General features: G+C 42.4%; 14 protein-coding genes and 1 riboswitch. Of the genes, 8 read left to right on the top strand and 6 right to left on the bottom strand.

Features of this window, described 5'->3' with window-relative positions:
• The first annotated feature begins 41 nt into the window (after positions 1-41).
• Together cbiD and BN3283_RS13940 are read left to right on the top strand one after the other, a co-directional pair.
• Entirely contained in the window at positions 42-1,826 is a 1,785-nt protein-coding gene (gene cbiD / locus BN3283_RS13945; RefSeq protein ID WP_059027104.1) for a cobalt-precorrin-5B (C(1))-methyltransferase CbiD, read from the top strand.
• Between the two features lie 131 nt (positions 1,827-1,957).
• Positions 1,958-2,842 (top strand): DMT family transporter, encoded by an 885-nt coding sequence (locus tag BN3283_RS13940; RefSeq protein ID WP_059027102.1) that lies wholly within the window; start codon positions 1,958-1,960, stop codon positions 2,840-2,842.
• Positions 2,843-2,901: 59 nt separating this feature from the next.
• Here BN3283_RS13940 and BN3283_RS13935 read toward each other — a convergent pair whose 3' ends face one another.
• The 3 genes from BN3283_RS13935 to BN3283_RS13925 are packed head-to-tail and all read right to left on the bottom strand — an operon-like array spanning position 2,902 to position 6,133.
• Positions 2,902-3,918, bottom strand: a complete 1,017-nt coding sequence (locus BN3283_RS13935) for an ABC transporter ATP-binding protein (protein WP_041503434.1) — start codon at positions 3,916-3,918, stop codon at positions 2,902-2,904.
• A 9-nt stretch (positions 3,919-3,927) separates the two neighbouring features.
• Complete coding sequence (locus BN3283_RS13930) at positions 3,928-4,968, bottom strand: iron ABC transporter permease (RefSeq protein ID WP_289623344.1); 1,041 nt, start codon at positions 4,966-4,968, stop codon at positions 3,928-3,930.
• 4 nt (positions 4,969-4,972) lie between these two features.
• Positions 4,973-6,133 (bottom strand): ABC transporter substrate-binding protein, encoded by a 1,161-nt coding sequence (locus BN3283_RS13925; protein WP_041505314.1) that lies wholly within the window; start codon positions 6,131-6,133, stop codon positions 4,973-4,975.
• Between the two features lie 27 nt (positions 6,134-6,160).
• Positions 6,161-6,356, bottom strand: a riboswitch (cobalamin riboswitch).
• Between the two features lie 110 nt (positions 6,357-6,466).
• Between BN3283_RS13925 and BN3283_RS13915 the strand changes: the two genes are divergently transcribed.
• From BN3283_RS13915 to BN3283_RS13900, 4 genes are all read left to right on the top strand, one after another.
• Positions 6,467-7,174, top strand: coding sequence for a precorrin-2 C(20)-methyltransferase (locus tag BN3283_RS13915; RefSeq protein ID WP_059027100.1), 708 nt, complete (start codon positions 6,467-6,469; stop codon positions 7,172-7,174).
• Between the two features lie 90 nt (positions 7,175-7,264).
• Positions 7,265-8,440, top strand: coding sequence for a BamA/TamA family outer membrane protein (locus BN3283_RS13910; protein WP_041503431.1), 1,176 nt, complete (start codon positions 7,265-7,267; stop codon positions 8,438-8,440).
• A 61-nt stretch (positions 8,441-8,501) separates the two neighbouring features.
• On the top strand, positions 8,502-10,145 hold the full coding sequence (locus BN3283_RS13905) for a phosphoethanolamine transferase family protein (protein WP_286137682.1): 1,644 nt from the start codon (positions 8,502-8,504) through the stop codon (positions 10,143-10,145).
• Between the two features lie 145 nt (positions 10,146-10,290).
• Complete coding sequence (locus tag BN3283_RS13900; protein WP_059027096.1) at positions 10,291-11,280, top strand: aspartate-semialdehyde dehydrogenase; 990 nt, start codon at positions 10,291-10,293, stop codon at positions 11,278-11,280.
• Between the two features lie 49 nt (positions 11,281-11,329).
• Here BN3283_RS13900 and BN3283_RS13895 read toward each other — a convergent pair whose 3' ends face one another.
• Positions 11,330-12,007 carry a 4'-phosphopantetheinyl transferase family protein gene (locus BN3283_RS13895; protein WP_059027094.1) on the bottom strand — a complete coding sequence of 226 codons (678 nt, stop codon included), beginning with the start codon at positions 12,005-12,007 and terminating at the stop codon, positions 11,330-11,332.
• A 485-nt stretch (positions 12,008-12,492) separates the two neighbouring features.
• Here BN3283_RS13895 and BN3283_RS13890 point away from each other — a divergent pair, with 485 nt between their 5' ends.
• A complete protein-coding gene (locus BN3283_RS13890; protein ID WP_059027092.1) occupies positions 12,493-13,185 on the top strand; it encodes an energy transducer TonB in 693 nt (230 codons plus the stop codon).
• Between the two features lie 63 nt (positions 13,186-13,248).
• Positions 13,249-14,472 (top strand): GTPase HflX, encoded by a 1,224-nt coding sequence (gene hflX, locus BN3283_RS13885; RefSeq protein WP_041503520.1) that lies wholly within the window; start codon positions 13,249-13,251, stop codon positions 14,470-14,472.
• A 259-nt stretch (positions 14,473-14,731) separates the two neighbouring features.
• Here the strand turns inward: hflX and tyrS are convergent, their stop codons facing one another.
• The gene (tyrS, locus tag BN3283_RS13880) at positions 14,732-16,024 is read right to left on the bottom strand and encodes a tyrosine--tRNA ligase (protein ID WP_059027090.1); all 1,293 of its coding nucleotides are present in this window, start codon (positions 16,022-16,024) and stop codon (positions 14,732-14,734) included.
• Between the two features lie 28 nt (positions 16,025-16,052).
• Positions 16,053-16,532, bottom strand: coding sequence for a CvpA family protein (locus BN3283_RS13875; RefSeq protein WP_059027088.1), 480 nt, complete (start codon positions 16,530-16,532; stop codon positions 16,053-16,055).
• Positions 16,533-16,869 lie beyond the last annotated feature (337 nt).

The raw sequence follows: 16,869 nt of genomic DNA, 5'->3' as shown, positions 1-16,869 counted from the left end.
TTGTAAATCAAACATCGTAAGATTCTCAATCCAAAATTACCATGGTTTTAATATTCGGCGGAACGACAGAAGGAAGGGCAGCGGTTCGTACATTGGACGAAGCGGGAAGTTCTTATTACTATTCCACCCGAGGTAAAACCCAACAGTTGGAATGTAAGCACGGTACCCGAATCAACGGAGAGATGGACCGGAAATCCATTCAAGACTTCTGCATTTCCCATGATATTCGCCTTATCGTGGATGCCGCCCACCCTTTTGCCGAAAATTTACACGCGAATATCGCCCTTATATCCGAAGAGTTGGAAATTCCCGTTATCCGTTTCGAACGCCGTTATCCCGAACACGATCCTTCGTTTATCTGGTGCGACTCTTTCGATGAAGCCATCCGATACCTAAAGCGACACTCTATCCGGAATTTACTGGCCCTAACAGGCGTCCAAACGATCCATAAGTTACATCCTTACTGGTCGCAATATCCTTGTTGGTTCAGAATACTTAACCGGGAAGACTCTTTACAACTTGCCAAAAAAGAAAATTTTCCCCGTGAAAAATTACTTTTTTGGCAAGAGGGAGAAGATGAAACCGCTCTTTTGGAAAAAATACGACCGGAAGCCATCCTCACGAAAGAGAGCGGAGAGTCGGGTTTTTTCCGTGAAAAAACAGTAGCGGCCAAAGCCCTGCATATCCCGCTACTCGTCATTAAACGTCCTCCATTACCGGATTCTTTTTATACCGTCAACGGAGAACACGGACTACGTTACGGGGTGGAACGTCTTTTACCCGGATTTTACCCGTTACGCAGCGGTTTCACGACGGGAACCTGCGCCACGGCTGCAACCAAAGCCGCCTTGCAAGGACTTCTTACCGGAACAGTTCCAACAGAAGCAACAATAACTCTGCCCAACGGGGAAGAAGTGACTCTACCCGTTGAACAAGGTTTTTTGAATGAAGACTCCTGCAAATGCTGCGTTACCAAAGATGCGGGAGATGACCCGGACGTAACCCACGGACGCCTGATCTGTTCCGAAATCAGGTTCAACTCTTCTCCGGAAATCCGATTTCTGCCCGGGGAAGGGGTAGGAACCGTGACCCTGCCCGGTTTAGGAATCCCCGTGGGAGATCCGGCAATTAACGCCACACCCCGGGCTATGATGATTCGAGAGGTAGAACGTATGATTCATCAACACAAAGTCGATCAGGGAGTTGACATCCGAATTTCCGTACCCGAGGGAAGTATTTTAGCACAAAAAACATTTAACCCGAAATTGGGGATTACCGGAGGAATTTCCATCATCGGCACTTCCGGAATCGTACGTCCTTTCTCCACGGAAGCATTTATCAATTCCATCCGTAAAGAAATTCAAGTCGCCAAAGCCCTCGGTTGTAAACATATCGTCATCAATTCCGGGGCCAAAAGCGAAAACAGGTTGCGGGAACGCTTCCCCGATCTTCCCCCCCAAGCATTTATCCATTACGGGAATTTCATCGGTGAAACGTTAAAGATGGCGGAAACGGAAGGCATTGAAAAAATCACCATGGGCATTATGATCGGTAAAGCAATTAAATTAGCGGAGGGACATTTAGACACGCATAGTAAAAAAGTAGTCATGAACAAAGAGTTCATCCGTCAAATTGCCAAAGAAGTAAAAAGTCCTTCTGCTTTAATCCATTCGATTGCAGATATTACCTTAGCCCGGGAATTATGGACATTATTTGCTGATTCCCCTGCCTTCTTCGAAAAACTCATCGAATATTGTTATAAATACTGTCTCCCTCAGCTCTGCTCTTCCGAATTGGAAATCATTCTTATACAAGAAAACAATTGACAAGGCTATCATTCTTCGATTGGAATATCCGGAGATGTACAATTTAAAATCACTGATTATTCCCCATCTTTTTTACCCGAAACAACAACATATAAAACAGATTTAGTATTTTTGCGCCGAATTTTTGAGATATGAGTAGGATAAAAGGGATTATATACGCAATCGTGGCCTCCTCAACATTCGGGCTGGCCCCATTTTTCACCCTGACACTTTTAGCTGCCGGATATTCATCATTTGAGGTATTATCTTATCGCTGGGGAGTAGCCTCTCTTTGTTTAATCCTATTCGGATTATCTCTTAAGCGTAATTTTTGCATAAGTAAAAAGGATTTGGGTATCGTTTTTTTATTGAGCCTGTTCCGGGCTGCGACCTCTTTTAGTTTAGTTATTGCCTATCAAAACATATCGAGCGGAGTCGCATCCACGATCCACTTCATGTACCCGTTAGCCGTTGCTATGGTCATGATGTTTTTTTTCCGCGAAAGAAAATCGGGTTGGATCCTTTCAGCTATTTGCATGTCTATCGTCGGAGCCGTCATGCTCTCTCTCGGTAATGTCAATCACAACGAAGGAGATGCGACTCTCGGAATTATATCCGCCTGCATCTCTATCTTCTCTTACGGAGGATATATCGTCGGCGTGAGAAAAAGTCGTGCCGTACAGATCGATTCGATCGTTCTTACGTGCTATGTAATGGCTTTCGGAGCCCTAATGTTTATCATTTGCGGCAGTTTCACGGGAGGAGTTCGGTTAGAGACCGACGGAAATCTCTGGCTTTACATCCTGGGCCTGGCATTGCCGGCGACCGCCATATCCAACATGACATTGGTTAAAGCCATCAAACACATCGGCCCAACCCTTACTTCCATATTCGGAGCCATGGAACCCTTAACGGCCGTAGTCATAGGGATATGGGTATTTCACGAGTGGTTCACCGTTCAGGGAGCCCTCGGAATCCTGTTAATCATCGTGGCTGTAAGTATCGTCGTCTTACAGGAAAAACGAAAAGCCAGTTAACCCAATCCAAAAATTGCCGACGAAAGAACTCCGAGACTAACAATCACCACGGAATTCCTTTATTCACAATTGTCAACCAGTTGTTTCAGTAAAATATCGATATCGGGAACGGATACGATTTTTCCGGAGGGGAACTGTATCTTAAAACCTTGGGTCGTAAGATCTCCGGTCTCTACGACAATATCCGACACTACATTCCGATTGGCTAACATACCGTTTCGTTGCAAAGCTTTCCGAACCATGGCATATTTCTGGCCATGCCCGATCAACCGCACTTGCCTCGTATATTGATTTTCAATCCGGAACAAACCGGTCTCCATATCGAAAACAATTCCCTTACGAGCAAAAAAATTACTCAAATGCCCGTCTAAGGCCAAATCTTCAGGAGTCCCGATCGTAATGCCGTGTTGACGATCCATTAACCAAATTTTATCGGCAATCTGCAAAGCCAACTCCAAATCATGGGTCGAGAGAAAAATGGTTTTATCGGTTTCACGCGTCAAACGATGAAGCAATTGCATGATCTCCACTTTACTCGGGAAATCCAAAAAAGCAGTAGGCTCGTCTAAAAAGATAATCGGAGTCTGCTGCGCCAATGCTTTGGCTATCATTACTTTTTGACGTTCTCCGTCACTCAAGGTATGTATCATCCGGGAGGCTAAATTCTCTATCCGGACCAAGGCGATAGACTCCTCGACAATCCGGCGATCCTCCTTATTCAACACTCCCCAAAACCCGGTATAAGGACTGCGTCCCATTTCAACCAATTCCCGGGCCATCATGTTCCGGACATCACATTTCTCCGTGAGTACTACCCCTATGGTCGTCGACAACTCCTTATCGGTATATCTCTCGATCTCTTTTCCCCTGATCTCGATCTCTCCTGCCAACTTCGGTTGAAAAGCAGAGAGCGTCCGCAAAAGTGTCGATTTACCTACCCCGTTAGCTCCTAACAAACAGGTCAATTCCCCCCCGTAAATCGTCGTACAAATACCTTGTGCCACTATTTTCGTATCACTTTTCGTCTTATAACCGATAGAAAGACCTCTTATATTTACCGTATCCTTTAATGCCATAACCTCATTTTATTCGTTCCAATCCCCTTTCCGTTTCCTAAATAAAACAGATGCAACCACGGGAGCCCCCACCAATGCCGTCACGGAATTAACCGGAAGAGCTCCTTCAAACCCAGGCAAACGGGCGATCAAATTACAGGCCAAAGCCAAAGCTGCCCCCACCAGCATGGAAGCCGGCATCAACATCCGATGATCCGAAGTCTGAAATATAGCCCGACACAAATGAGGAACCGCTAAACCCAAAAAGATAATCGGTCCGCAGTAAGCCGTCACGATAGCCGTCAGAACCCCGGCACAGGTAATTACTTCCACCCGGGCTCTTTTTATGTTTAATCCGAGATTACGGGCATATCCGTCACCCAGCATCAACAGATTCAAAGACTTGATCAATAAAAACGATAGGGGAATGATCACCGCCATAATTCCGACAAACAACATCATCTGATTACCAGATACTCGAGAGAAACTTCCCAAACCCCAGATAACATAAGCCTTGATATCCTCCTCCACGCTAAAAAATTTCAACACCCCGATAATCGCGTTGGCAATATAGCCGATCATCACTCCGATAATCAATAAAGTAACACTCCCTTTTATCTTCCCGGAAGCAAAAACGATCAAAGCCATAACAGACAGAGCCCCTATCACAGCCGCTACGGACATGGCCACCTCTCCGATAAACCCTAAACGGCTCAAAGCGACCCCTCCCAGATTGCCCGAAAGAAGCACAACGAAAGCAACTCCCAAACTGGCTCCGGAACTAATCCCCAACACGGAAGGACCGGCCAAAGGATTCCGGAAAATCGTCTGCATCTGTAATCCGCTGATAGACAAGCCAGCTCCTGCCACCAATGCGGTCAACGCCTGAGGTAAACGAGATTTCCAAACGATATTCTGCCAAGCCACCGGTTCTCCCTCTCCCCCTGTCAACACGTTCCACACGGAGGTAAAAGGAATGGAAACCGATCCCAAAACCAGATTCAGCAACAAAAAGACGATAATAAATACTATAATGGAAAAAATCAATACCGTATTTCTCCGTATGTTCATCTTCCTACTTTTTTAACAAATCATAATACACCGGCCGATAATCCGGCAACAACTCCGGGTGAAAAACCCTAATCATATCAGCCAAAACAATATCCGGCTCGGCCGGCATACTCTCGTAAAACGGTTTTTCCCTCATATTGCAATAGATCACCCCTTTTTGCCGGAACGCCTTGAAATCCGCGTATCTTTCATCCTGTGCTTTCAACGCATCGTAACTATACTCTCCGGGAAAGCTGTTCGCGATACGCCAATAATCCGCACTCTCGGCCTGATTATAGACCGTTTCAAAATCGAGAGTAACTCCTCCCGATCTGGGATCATCTTTTAAAAAATAATCGGCTCCCGCATCATGAAACAATTGAGCCAAAAAACTTTTTCCCCCGACCGCATACCATACGCCACCCCTCAGCTCTCCACTGAATACAACCGGGCGCCGCTTCACATCCCGTACCAACCGTTTCAATTCATTATATCGTTGCTCTATCTGACCGAATATCCGATTCGCATCCTCTTCCATTCCCAACAATAAACCGGTAAACTTAATCCATTCGGCCTGACCCAACGGAGTCATCTCTTTGTAGCCCAAATGAGGAACCAAAGGAATGCCTATATCTTTCACCGCATCATATCCCCCTCGTTTAAAAGGGGAAATCAGCATCAAATCCGGATTGATATTCATGATCACCTCATTATCGAAATTCCCTTCGATACCGATCTTTTGAGTCCTCCCCTCGTCCACCTGCTTTTGCATGGTTTCATTGAAAAGGTAACGGGTACTCGTAATTCCGACCACCCGATCCATCGCTCCCAACTTAATAACATTGGACAACTGTAAAGAGGTCATACAGATCAAATGCCTGACCGGAAGATCGATCACGGGAACTCCCTCGGGAAAAGAGGCATGACCTCCCCGCTTCTTCAAAACGAACCGGTAACAAGTACTATTTTTATTTTGCGGGTCTTGTATCTCCAATAACAAATAATCCTTCCGATATTCGACCCGAAAGCCTTGCGCATACTTCAGCCGGATTTGTCTTGCAGTGTCTGATTCCGCTTTAATACCGGATACGACAGAATCAACCTTAGCCCGACGTTTTTCCGGTTTACAAGAAAGTAAACCGACAGATAACAACAATACTAAAGATAATTGCATGAATGTATTCATTTTCTTTTCCTCCGAAAGATTAAATTTAATCAATGTACACATCTGGCAGGTTTTCTGGCTTGTCATCTTTTCTCCTTCCCAAAACAGACACATTTCAGTGGTTGTACCGAAAAGATCTACCTCATTACGAGATAGCGATTGACTTTACAGCTGCGGGGACAGCCCCGGAATTTCACCGGATTCCCTTTTCCTTATGGAAATACCAAGACGCATGCAAAGATATAAATATTATTTTGATCACATTCTTTTTTTTACGACTTTTGCCCTCGCAAATTTATGACCCAGAGATCATAAAGAGATTCAAATTTGCTTTTTACGATTAAAATCATAGATATGGCAATAACAGGAAAAATCATAAACGTCTCATTAGGACCAGGCAATCCGGAATTAATCTCGGTTAAATCCCTGAAAACCTTACAAGAATCGACAAGCATATACTGTCCGGGAACCGCAGATAAAAACGGTAATTTTAAATCCCGTTCTTTAACCATATTGCAGGCATTGCCCGTCGATACAACCCGGATTCACTGTTTTCCGGTCCCTATGTCAAAAGACCGGACGGAAGCCAATCGGATGTATGATCAAATAGCCTTGGAAATCCAGGAAAAAATAAACAAAGGGGAGATCGTATCCATTACAGCGGAAGGAGACTCCGGTTTCTATTCTTCCGGCAATTATCTGTTTGAGAAACTATCAAACGCCGGAATTCCCATCACGACATCAGCCGGAATTCCGGCTTTTATTGCGGCCGGTGCATTGGCCGGTCTCCATATCGTGAAACAGGAGGAAAAACTAATTGTCCTTCCCGGCACCGTTTCCTCGGGAGAACTCCAGGGCTTAATAGAAAAAAACTATGTCATTGTAATTATGAAACTTTCACAATGTACGGACGAGATCCATCGCTTTATAGCAAAGAACCCGTCACTTCATGTTCATTATTTTGAAAATATCGGTGCGACCGGAGAGCTTTATTGCCAAGACAAAGAGGAAATCATGACGAAAGAATTTCCTTATTTTTCTTTGATGATTATCAAAAAGTAAACAAATGGCATAAATCTTGCGTACATCGTCTAACAGAATTAAAACCGTGTATTAAAATCTATATTCCAACTACTTCCAACAAAACAAGATATGATTCAACGATCACTATATATCTTTATTCTCCTGTTTGGCTTTGGTATATCCCAGGGCAAAGCAGACGGACTAATAGAAAAAAGGGACAGCATAAACGAGATTCCTGATTCCGTGAAAACAAAAAAAGATAATTTTTTCAAGCGTTTTTATCGTTATTTTGCCGAATCGAACGAAGTAAAAGAAGAGAAAAAATTCGATTTCTCCATCATCGGAGGACCTCATTTTTCGAGCGATACCAAATTAGGCCTCGGCGTGGTCGCTTCCGGTCTATACCGATTAGACCGTTCAGACAAATCCATATCTCCCTCCAATGTTTCTATTTACGGTGATATCACCACAACCGGATTTTACCTGTTAGGGATTCGCGGGAATACGATATTTCCGAAAGACAAATTCCGAATCGACGGAAACATCTATTTTTTCTCTTTTCCGAGTTCTTACTGGGGAATCGGTTATGAAGCCGGACACAGGGATTCCAGCACGACCTTTAAACGGTTAGAAAATCAAATTAAACTGGATTTTTTATTCAAAGTCGCCAAAAATACCTACGTGGGGCCCAACCTGATGTTCAGGAACGTTAACGGAAAAGATTTTAAAGATATTTCATTCCTTAACGGAGAAAAGAGCAGCATCTCCTGCTTCGGTCCCGGAATCGTAGCTTCCTACGATTCGAGGGATTTTATTCCGAATCCGAGCAAGGGATTTTATGCCAAATTAGAACAACAATTTTTTCCTAAATTTTTGGGAAATGACTATGATTTCAATAGAACGAGCGTAGAACTCCGTTATTACCATAAGCTATGGAAAGGAGGTATCCTTGCTTCGGAGATACAAGGTATTTTCAATTACGGAGATACCCCGTGGAGTATGGTTGCCCTATTAGGAGGCCCCTACCGGATGCGCGGATATTACGAAGGACAATACAGAGACAACGATATGGTTCAGACCCAGGTGGAACTCCGGCAAAAAATCTACAACCGACATGGCATTGTCGTTTGGGGTGGAGCCGGAAATGTTTTTCCGAAAACGGACAAATTCAAATGGAGTCAAACCCTTCCCTCCTACGGATTGGGATATCGCTGGGAATTTAAAAACAGAGTTAACGTAAGATTAGATTATGGTTTCGGCAAAGGACAGAACGCATTCTACTTCAATATCAATGAAGCTTTTTAATTTTATTTCCGATTTCACGAAAAAACCCAAAGCAGTTTTTTGGTTTTTCATCATCCTGAACATGATACCGAACTGCTTCTTAATCTTCACGGAACCTCTTTCGGGATTAGGAAGGATCATTCTTATCCTTGCTCCTTTAGGAGTATACCTTATCGTGTTTTCCCTGCTCAAAAAGGCCGGACTGATCCAACTCATCCTAATCCCCCTATTGATATTCCACGCCTTTCAAATGGTCTTGTTTTACCTTTTCGGAGAATCCGTTATTGCCGTTGATATGTTTTTGAATTTACCAACGACCAACGCATCCGAAGCAGGCGAGCTGCTAAACAGTTTGTGGCCGGCTATAATCCTGGTCTGTGTCCTTTATATTCCGACCATCGTTCTCGCTTCTATGTCGGTACATTATAAAGTAATCTATCCCGCCGCATTTCGCCGACACATGATCATAGGGGGAGCGGCTTTACTCGTCCTTACATCCGGAGGTATCGTTTTTGAGAAATCACGGGACAACAGCTACGAAATAAAAACGGATATCTATCCTGCCAATATATTTTACAATTTAGGATATGCCGTTCATAAATGGCACCGTAGTGAACTCTACCCAAAAACGTCTAAAGATTTCACCTTTCATGCCACTCGGGATTCGCTGGTTTCCGAAAAGAGAGAAATCTATATACTCGTTATCGGAGAAGCTTCCCGCGCCAAGAATTGGAGTTTATGGGGATACGAAAGGGAAACCAATCCCCGTCTAAAAACGACGGAAAACTTAATACTGTATAAAGATGCCCTTACCCAATCCAACACCACGCACAAAAGTGTACCCTTAATCCTTTCTGCCGCCGACGCGGAACATTACGAGGCTCTTTATACCCAAAAAAGTATTATTACCGCTTTCAAAGAAGTCGGTTTTAAAACCGTCTTTTTTTCCAATCAGATTCCCAACCGTTCTTTCACGGACTATTTCGCTTCGGAAGCGGATATCTACAAAACAATCCGATTACCGTTAGAAGGAGGACTAATCACCGAAAATAATTACGATCAAGCCCTAATCCCTTTGATTAAGCAATGCATCGATTCCTTGTCCGACAACCTTTTTATCGTACTCCATACCTACGGATCACATTTCAACTACCGGGAACGGTATCCGGCAGAATTTGCCGTTTACTCTCCGGATAACACCTCGGGAATCGAATACAAATACAAACAACAACTGATCAATGCTTACGACAATAGTATTCGTTATACCGACGGTTTTCTGGCCGACATTATCCAATTGTTGAATGAAAATCAGGCAGAATCAGCCCTATTGTACTCTCCGGACCACGGAGAAGATCTACTGGATGACTGCCGGAAAAAATTTCTTCATGCCTCTCCCATCCCTACCATTTATCAAATACACATTCCTTTCTTCCTGTGGTTTTCCGAGTCTTACAAAACATTAAAACCGGAACATTACTCCCAAGCCCTTGCACATGCCGATGCTCCGGTCTCTACAAATGCCATTTTCCACACATTACTGGATTTGGCAGACATCCGCACGGCCTACTTCAGACCGGACTTATCTTTAGTCAATCCGGGATTCAAACGCCGTCCCCGCATGTACCTGAACGACCACGACAAGCCCGTCAACTACTACCTCGTAGGAATGAAAAAGCAAGACAAGGATTACATTCAAAAAATGAAGCTAAACCATGATATTAAATAAACATTGATATTAGGTGATTTAGTGATCGGATGATTAAAATGATTGACGATTGCAATTAAAATTATCATACATTTGTCGTTGTTTTTAATACCATTAATTATAAATTCTGCAATCCCAATATATCGATTGCAAAAAACTGAAAAATATGAAAGTAGCAGTAGTAGGAGCAACAGGTCTTGTCGGAAGAAAGATGTTGCAAGTTTTGGAAGAGAGAAATTTCCCCGTAACCGAATTAATTCCCGTAGCCAGCGAAAGCTCTGTGGGCAGAGAGATCACATTTAAAAACCGAACATATAAAGTAGTAGGCACGCGAGAGGCTATACAAATGAAACCTCAAGTAGCTATTTTTTCAGCCGGAGGGGAAACCTCTTTAACATGGGCTCCTCAATTTGCAGCAGCAGGGACCACCGTCATAGACAACTCTTCGGCTTGGAGAATGGATCCCGATAAAAAATTAATCATTCCCGAAATCAATGCCGATACATTAACCAGAGACGATAAAATTATTGCCAATCCGAACTGTTCCACCATACAAATGCTCATGGCTATAGCACCTCTCCACAAAAAATACAAAATCAAACGAATGGTTGTATCCACTTACCAATCCGTTACCGGAAGCGGCTTAAAAGGAATCACACAACTCGAGGGTGAACGGGAAGGTAAAGAGGTGAAAAAAGCCTATGCCCATCCTATCGACCGAAACTGCTTACCCCATTGCGACTCTTTTACAGAAAACGGTTACACGAAAGAGGAGATGAAGCTGGTAAATGAAACCTGCAAAATCTTAAACGACGACTCTATAAAAGTAACAGCCACCGCCGTCCGTGTTCCCGTGACGGGTGGACATTCCGAGAGTATAAACATAGAATTCGAACGCGATTACAACTTAGATGACATTCGATATTTACTGTCACAAACTCCTGGAGTGGTCGTACAGGATGATCCGTCGCAAAATATTTACCCTATGGCACTTACCGCAAATGAAAAAGACGAGGTCTTCGTGGGACGGATCCGACGGGATTTCTCCCGGGAAAACAGCCTTAACCTCTGGGTCGTTTCGGACAACCTGCGAAAAGGAGCAGCGACCAATGCCGTTCAAATAGCAGAATACCTGAACAAACAGCAATTATTATAATACAATTTTTATTTCAGCTTTAAATAGAAAGGAGTATAACGGTCTCTATTTAAAGCTGAAATATCGAAATTGAACATTCCCGAACGCGAGGTAATACGTTTTGCTCGCTACAAACAAAACAAGAATATCGATGATCAATCGGACATTCGCTCACCTCTAAAGGTAATTTCCTGTTTTCTTCATGCAAAAAAATACCATCCTCCTCAAAGGCGACCCAAAAACTGCTCATCGGACGCGTTAAACCAGCTCCCGTATATTTCAGAAAACTCTCCTTTACGGACCAAAAATCATAAAACAGTCTATCCTTTTTCTCTGCCCATACAGATTTCAATCGCTCTACCTCCAAAGGATGAAAAAAACGAGAAGCCACCTCCATTCGAGCCTTTTGCCTCTTCTCTATATCGATCCCCACGGCCTGATCGGAAAAAGCACATACCAAATAATCTCCGGAATGAGAAATATTAAAAAAAAGATTCGGAACTCCTTCCAAATAAGGCTTCCCTTTTTTCTGTCTCAAGATTCGATAGGAAAAAGGAGCGATATGCCAATACGTTTTCAATACATAACGCACCAAAGCCTCTCCTGCCGACCGGAACAATTTTACCCGTTCGTTTTTATAAACGACAATTTCCCGATAAGTTTCCTCGGATATCCATTTTTTCAATCCGGGAGAAACCTTCTCATACCTTACGGTTGACGGCATGTAAATATAAAAAACCTCGAGCATGATACAAATGTAAAAAACTTACCCGAATTTCTATCCTTTAAGGTCCGTTTTTAGATTTCGAAGCGCCGGGAATACATAATTAACGTTAATTTAAGCTTGCGTCGTGAAAAAATTAAGAAAATATTCACATTTATCCCTTGAAAAATTGTTTTTCTCATTTTTATATTCTACTTTTACATCATCAAATTAACGTTTGAATAACATTTAAATAGAAGAGCAAAAAATTAAAAAGCGACTTACACAAGAATAAGATACATACAGTGATTTACATACAATACGAACATCCCGAAAAGAGGCAGTCTTAATAGGCTGCCCTTTTTACTTCTTCTTATTTCAGCCTTCTACTTGCACATTAACAAGTTTTTAAAAGAGATTCGTTTTTCGTTTAACATTTTATTCGAAAAAAAGTTGTTATTTCTCTCCATATTGCTTATCTTTACGAACGAAAAGTGGAATAATAGTAAGCACATATTTAAACTAATAAAATGGAAGTAAAGAAATCACCGAAAGCAGACCTTGAAAGAAGAAAAGGTATTTTCTTCGAAATCGGTTTGGTTGCTGCCTTGGCCATCTTATTCTTAGCTTTCGAATGGAAAGTAAGCACTAACGTTGAAGAAGAATTTATGACCGTGGCAGAGCCGACAATGGAAGAAGAGGTCATTCCAATTACGCAACAAATGTTGAAACCGCCTCCTCCACCTCCTCCAGCCCCGAAATTAACGGACTTGATCGATATTGTTGAAGATGATACGGATATTGAGGAGCAACTGGAAATCGAAGACGTTGAAGCTGACGTAGAGAACAGAGAGGTCCAAAATTACGATTATGACGGAGAGTACGATCCCGATGCAACGGGAGAAGACGATGTCTTTGTAACCGTGGAAGACATGCCGGTTTTTCCGGGAGGAGATATCACAAAATGGATTAACAAGCATGTGAAGTATCCGATGATTGCCCAGGAGAACGGAGTACAAGGTAAAGTAATCGTTCAATTCGTAGTTGGAAAAGACGGAACTGTTGGTGACATAAAAGTGGTTCGTGGAGTAGACTCGTCTCTTGACCAGGAAGCCGTTCGCGTCATCAAATCCATGCCCAAATGGAAACCGGGGAAGCAGAGAGGAACAGCTGTAAAAGTTTCCTTTACTGTACCCATCAATTTCCAATTGAAGAATCAATAATAAAAGATTTTTGAATTATAACAAGGGGCTGTCGTGATCGTCAGCCCCTTATTTATCGCTATTATGGGGAATTATTTTTATACGGAAAAAAAAGCAGAAAAAGCAATTCTTGTGGGTGTAGCCCTACAATCAGAAAATATCAGCTACGATACCATGTGTGAATATTTAAACGAATTAGCCTTCCTGGCCGAAACGGCCGGAGCCGAAACCGTGAAAGTTTTCACACAAAATTTAGACAAACCGGTAACAGCGACCTTTATCGGTAAAGGGAAATTGGAAGAGATCAAAAATTATGTAGAAGAAAACGACATCGATTTGATTATCTTCGATGACGAATTGACTCCTACCCAACTTCGCAATATAGAACGGGAACTGAAAGGAAGAAAGGTGCTCGACCGGACCAATCTGATCTTAGACATATTCGCCAAAAGAGCCCGAACCGCAGAGGCAAAAGCCCAGGTCGAACTCGCACAATACCAATACCTCCTGCCTCGTTTAACGGGAATGTGGACCCACCTGGAACGGCAAAAGGGAGGTATCGGTTTACGAGGTCCCGGAGAAACGGAAATCGAAACGGACCGAAGGATCATTCGGGATAAGATCTCCCGCCTGAAAGAGCAACTCGACAAAATAGACAAACAGATGATTACCCAACGTAAAAACAGGGGGAAATTAGTGCGGGTAGCTCTTGTCGGTTACACCAACGTGGGTAAATCTACTCTGATGAATTTATTGAGCAAGTCGGAAGTGTTCGCGGAAAACAAACTATTCGCGACATTGGATACGACCGTACGAAAAATCGCCATCAAAAACGTACCGCTTCTATTAGCCGACACCGTCGGTTTTATCCGCAAACTGCCTCATCATTTGGTGGAATCCTTCAAATCGACCTTAGACGAGGTACGGGAAGCCGATGTGATCCTGCACGTTGTAGATATCTCCCACCCGCAATTCGAAGATCAAATCCGGGTTGTTAACGAAACGTTGGCTGAACTGATCGAGAATCCGAAACCGACGATTACGATTTTCAATAAGATAGATGCATTTACCTTTGTACCTAAAGAGGAAGACGACCTGACCCCTATCGAACGGGAAAATTACAGCCTTGATCATCTCAAACAAATGTGGATGGCCAAACAAGGAGGAGAAACCGTATACATATCGGCCAAAAACAAGGAAAACATCGAGGAGTTAAAAGAAAAATTGTACAACATCGCAAAAGAAATCCATTCGGCCCGTTTCCCGTTCAACGACTTTCTGTATCAAGACACGATAATTGAAGATTAAAAGATTAGAGATTAAAAAGACTCTGTGATTAGGTGATTTGGTGATTGGATGATTAAAAAAGATGGACGATTGTAGATTGTAAATTAAAAAACAGCGTTCGTTTCATCATCTACAATGTAAAATCTACAAAGAATGTATGGATTAGAAGATTGAAAAATTAGGTGATTCGAATGCAATCCTTTAATCGCTGAATCATCAATCACAAAATCACTGAATTCTTCCGATTTAAAATAAAGAAGCGACCTTTCGGTCGCTTTTATTATTTGACATTCAGCAAGAAATAATTCTTTTTACCGCTCTGCAATAAAATAAATTTATCATCGATGAGGTATTCCGCATTCACGATCAATTCCTGATCCGTTACCTTCTCCTTATTCAAACTGATCGCATTTGATTTCAATGCACGGCGTGCTTCTCCCTTGGAAGACATAATCGACGTTTTATCGGCCAATAAATCCACGATAGGGATCCCTGCTTCCAAATCGGAACGCAAAATATCATACTGAGGCACACCTTCGAAAACTGCCAACAAAGTATCTTCATCCAAACGTTTCAACGCATCCGAAGTTGCGTTTCCGAACAAAATCTGGGAGGCTTCCACGGCAGCCTCGTAAGCTTCCGGACTATGAATCAGACAGGTTATCTCCTTTGCCAGAACCTTCTGCAATTTTCTCAGATGCGGGGCATCATGATGTTCGACGATCAAAGCATCTATTTCGGCCGGAGGAAGGATCGTAAAAATCTTAATGTATTTCTCGGCGTCCTCATCCGTGGCATTCAACCAGAACTGGTAAAACTTATAAGGAGAGGTTCGTTTAGGATCCAACCAGATATTGCCGGATTCCGTTTTTCCGAATTTTTTACCATCACTTTTTGTCATCAAAGGCCAGGTCAAACCATAAGCCTCCGCACCGTCTTTCCGGCGTATCAATTCCCCCCCTGTCGTAATATTTCCCCATTGATCCGATCCTCCCATTTGAAGAAGACAATTATAATGACGACGTAAATGCAGAAAGTCATATCCTTGTACCAACTGATACGTAAACTCGGTAAAAGATAAGCCCTGTGTCGAATCGGCACTCAATCGCTTCTTTACCGAATCTTTAGCCATCATATAATTCACCGTAATATGTTTTCCAACCTCCCGGATAAAATCAAGAAAGGTGAAATTTTTCATCCAATCATAATTATTCACCATGATCGCGGCATTCGGTGCATCGGAATTAAAATCGATGAACTTCGACAACTGCGCCCTGATCCCATCCATATTTTTCTGCACGGTTGTCTCGTCCAATAAATTTCTTTCCAAAGACTTACCGCTCGGATCCCCTATCATTCCGGTAGCTCCTCCTATCAGAAAAATAGGTTTATGACCCGCCATTTGAAGATGTTTCATCATCATAACCGACACCAAGTGCCCCACGTGCAACGAGTCTGCCGTGGGATCAATACCCACGTAAGCCGTCGTCTGCTCTTTCGCCAGTTGCTCCTCTGTTCCCGGCATGATATTATGAATCATACCCCGCCATTTTAATTCTTCAACAAAATTCATCGATTCTCAATTTATAGGATTTTGACAATTAATTTACAGCACTCCGATAGACCCCATTTGCAAAATTAACAAAAGGATAATACAACAGGCTCTGATTCTTGGTTTTTGCAGGAATAAAATCATATTTAGAGTCTAATGCATTGACAACAAACAAGATGACACATACTACAATAGCAGCTTTCATCATGCCTAACAAAATTCCGAACAATTTGTTGAAAAGCCCCAAAGAGACCATATCGACTAATTTGGTCAATAACTTTCCCAACAAATGAATAACGATAACTACCAATAGAAAAGTTACCGCAAAAGCGACGTAATAAGAGTAAGAAACAGGAATATCGATAAAATCTTTCAAAAAAGATTCCGTAACGCTTCCGTACTTTAAAGATATGAACACGCCTAAAATCAACGCGAACAACGTCGACATCTCCACGATCAATCCGGAAGTAAAACCTTTATATGCTCCATATATCAAAGGAAGCAAAATAATCACATCAACATAATTCATCTCTGCCTTTCAATCCATATAATAAGGTTTCAAAGATAAAAATTTGTTTATTCATATCCGAAAAAATAACATACATAAATGGAGCATTTGGCATTTTAACAAAAGAATCAATACATAAAAATCAAAATACAGGAAATGAAGGTGTCGTTTTATGGAAAATTCATCCGAAAGAGAATACCCGCATCCGATCCGTCGGAAAACCCCGAACGTCTATTTCAAATCCGTTGACTACATATGCTGATTTTTTGCGAGATTAGCACCGGAAACTGATAAATTCTTATTATTTTCGCAAATTGTTAAATAGGCGAATTATATCCTATAAACAAAGTCATATAAA

The organism is Gabonibacter massiliensis, from assembly GCA_001487125.1.
GTDB lineage: Bacteria > Bacteroidota > Bacteroidia > Bacteroidales > Marinifilaceae > Gabonibacter > Gabonibacter massiliensis.
The sequence above is the reverse complement of the archived record's forward strand: the minus strand, read 5'-3'. Positions and strand labels throughout refer to the sequence as shown.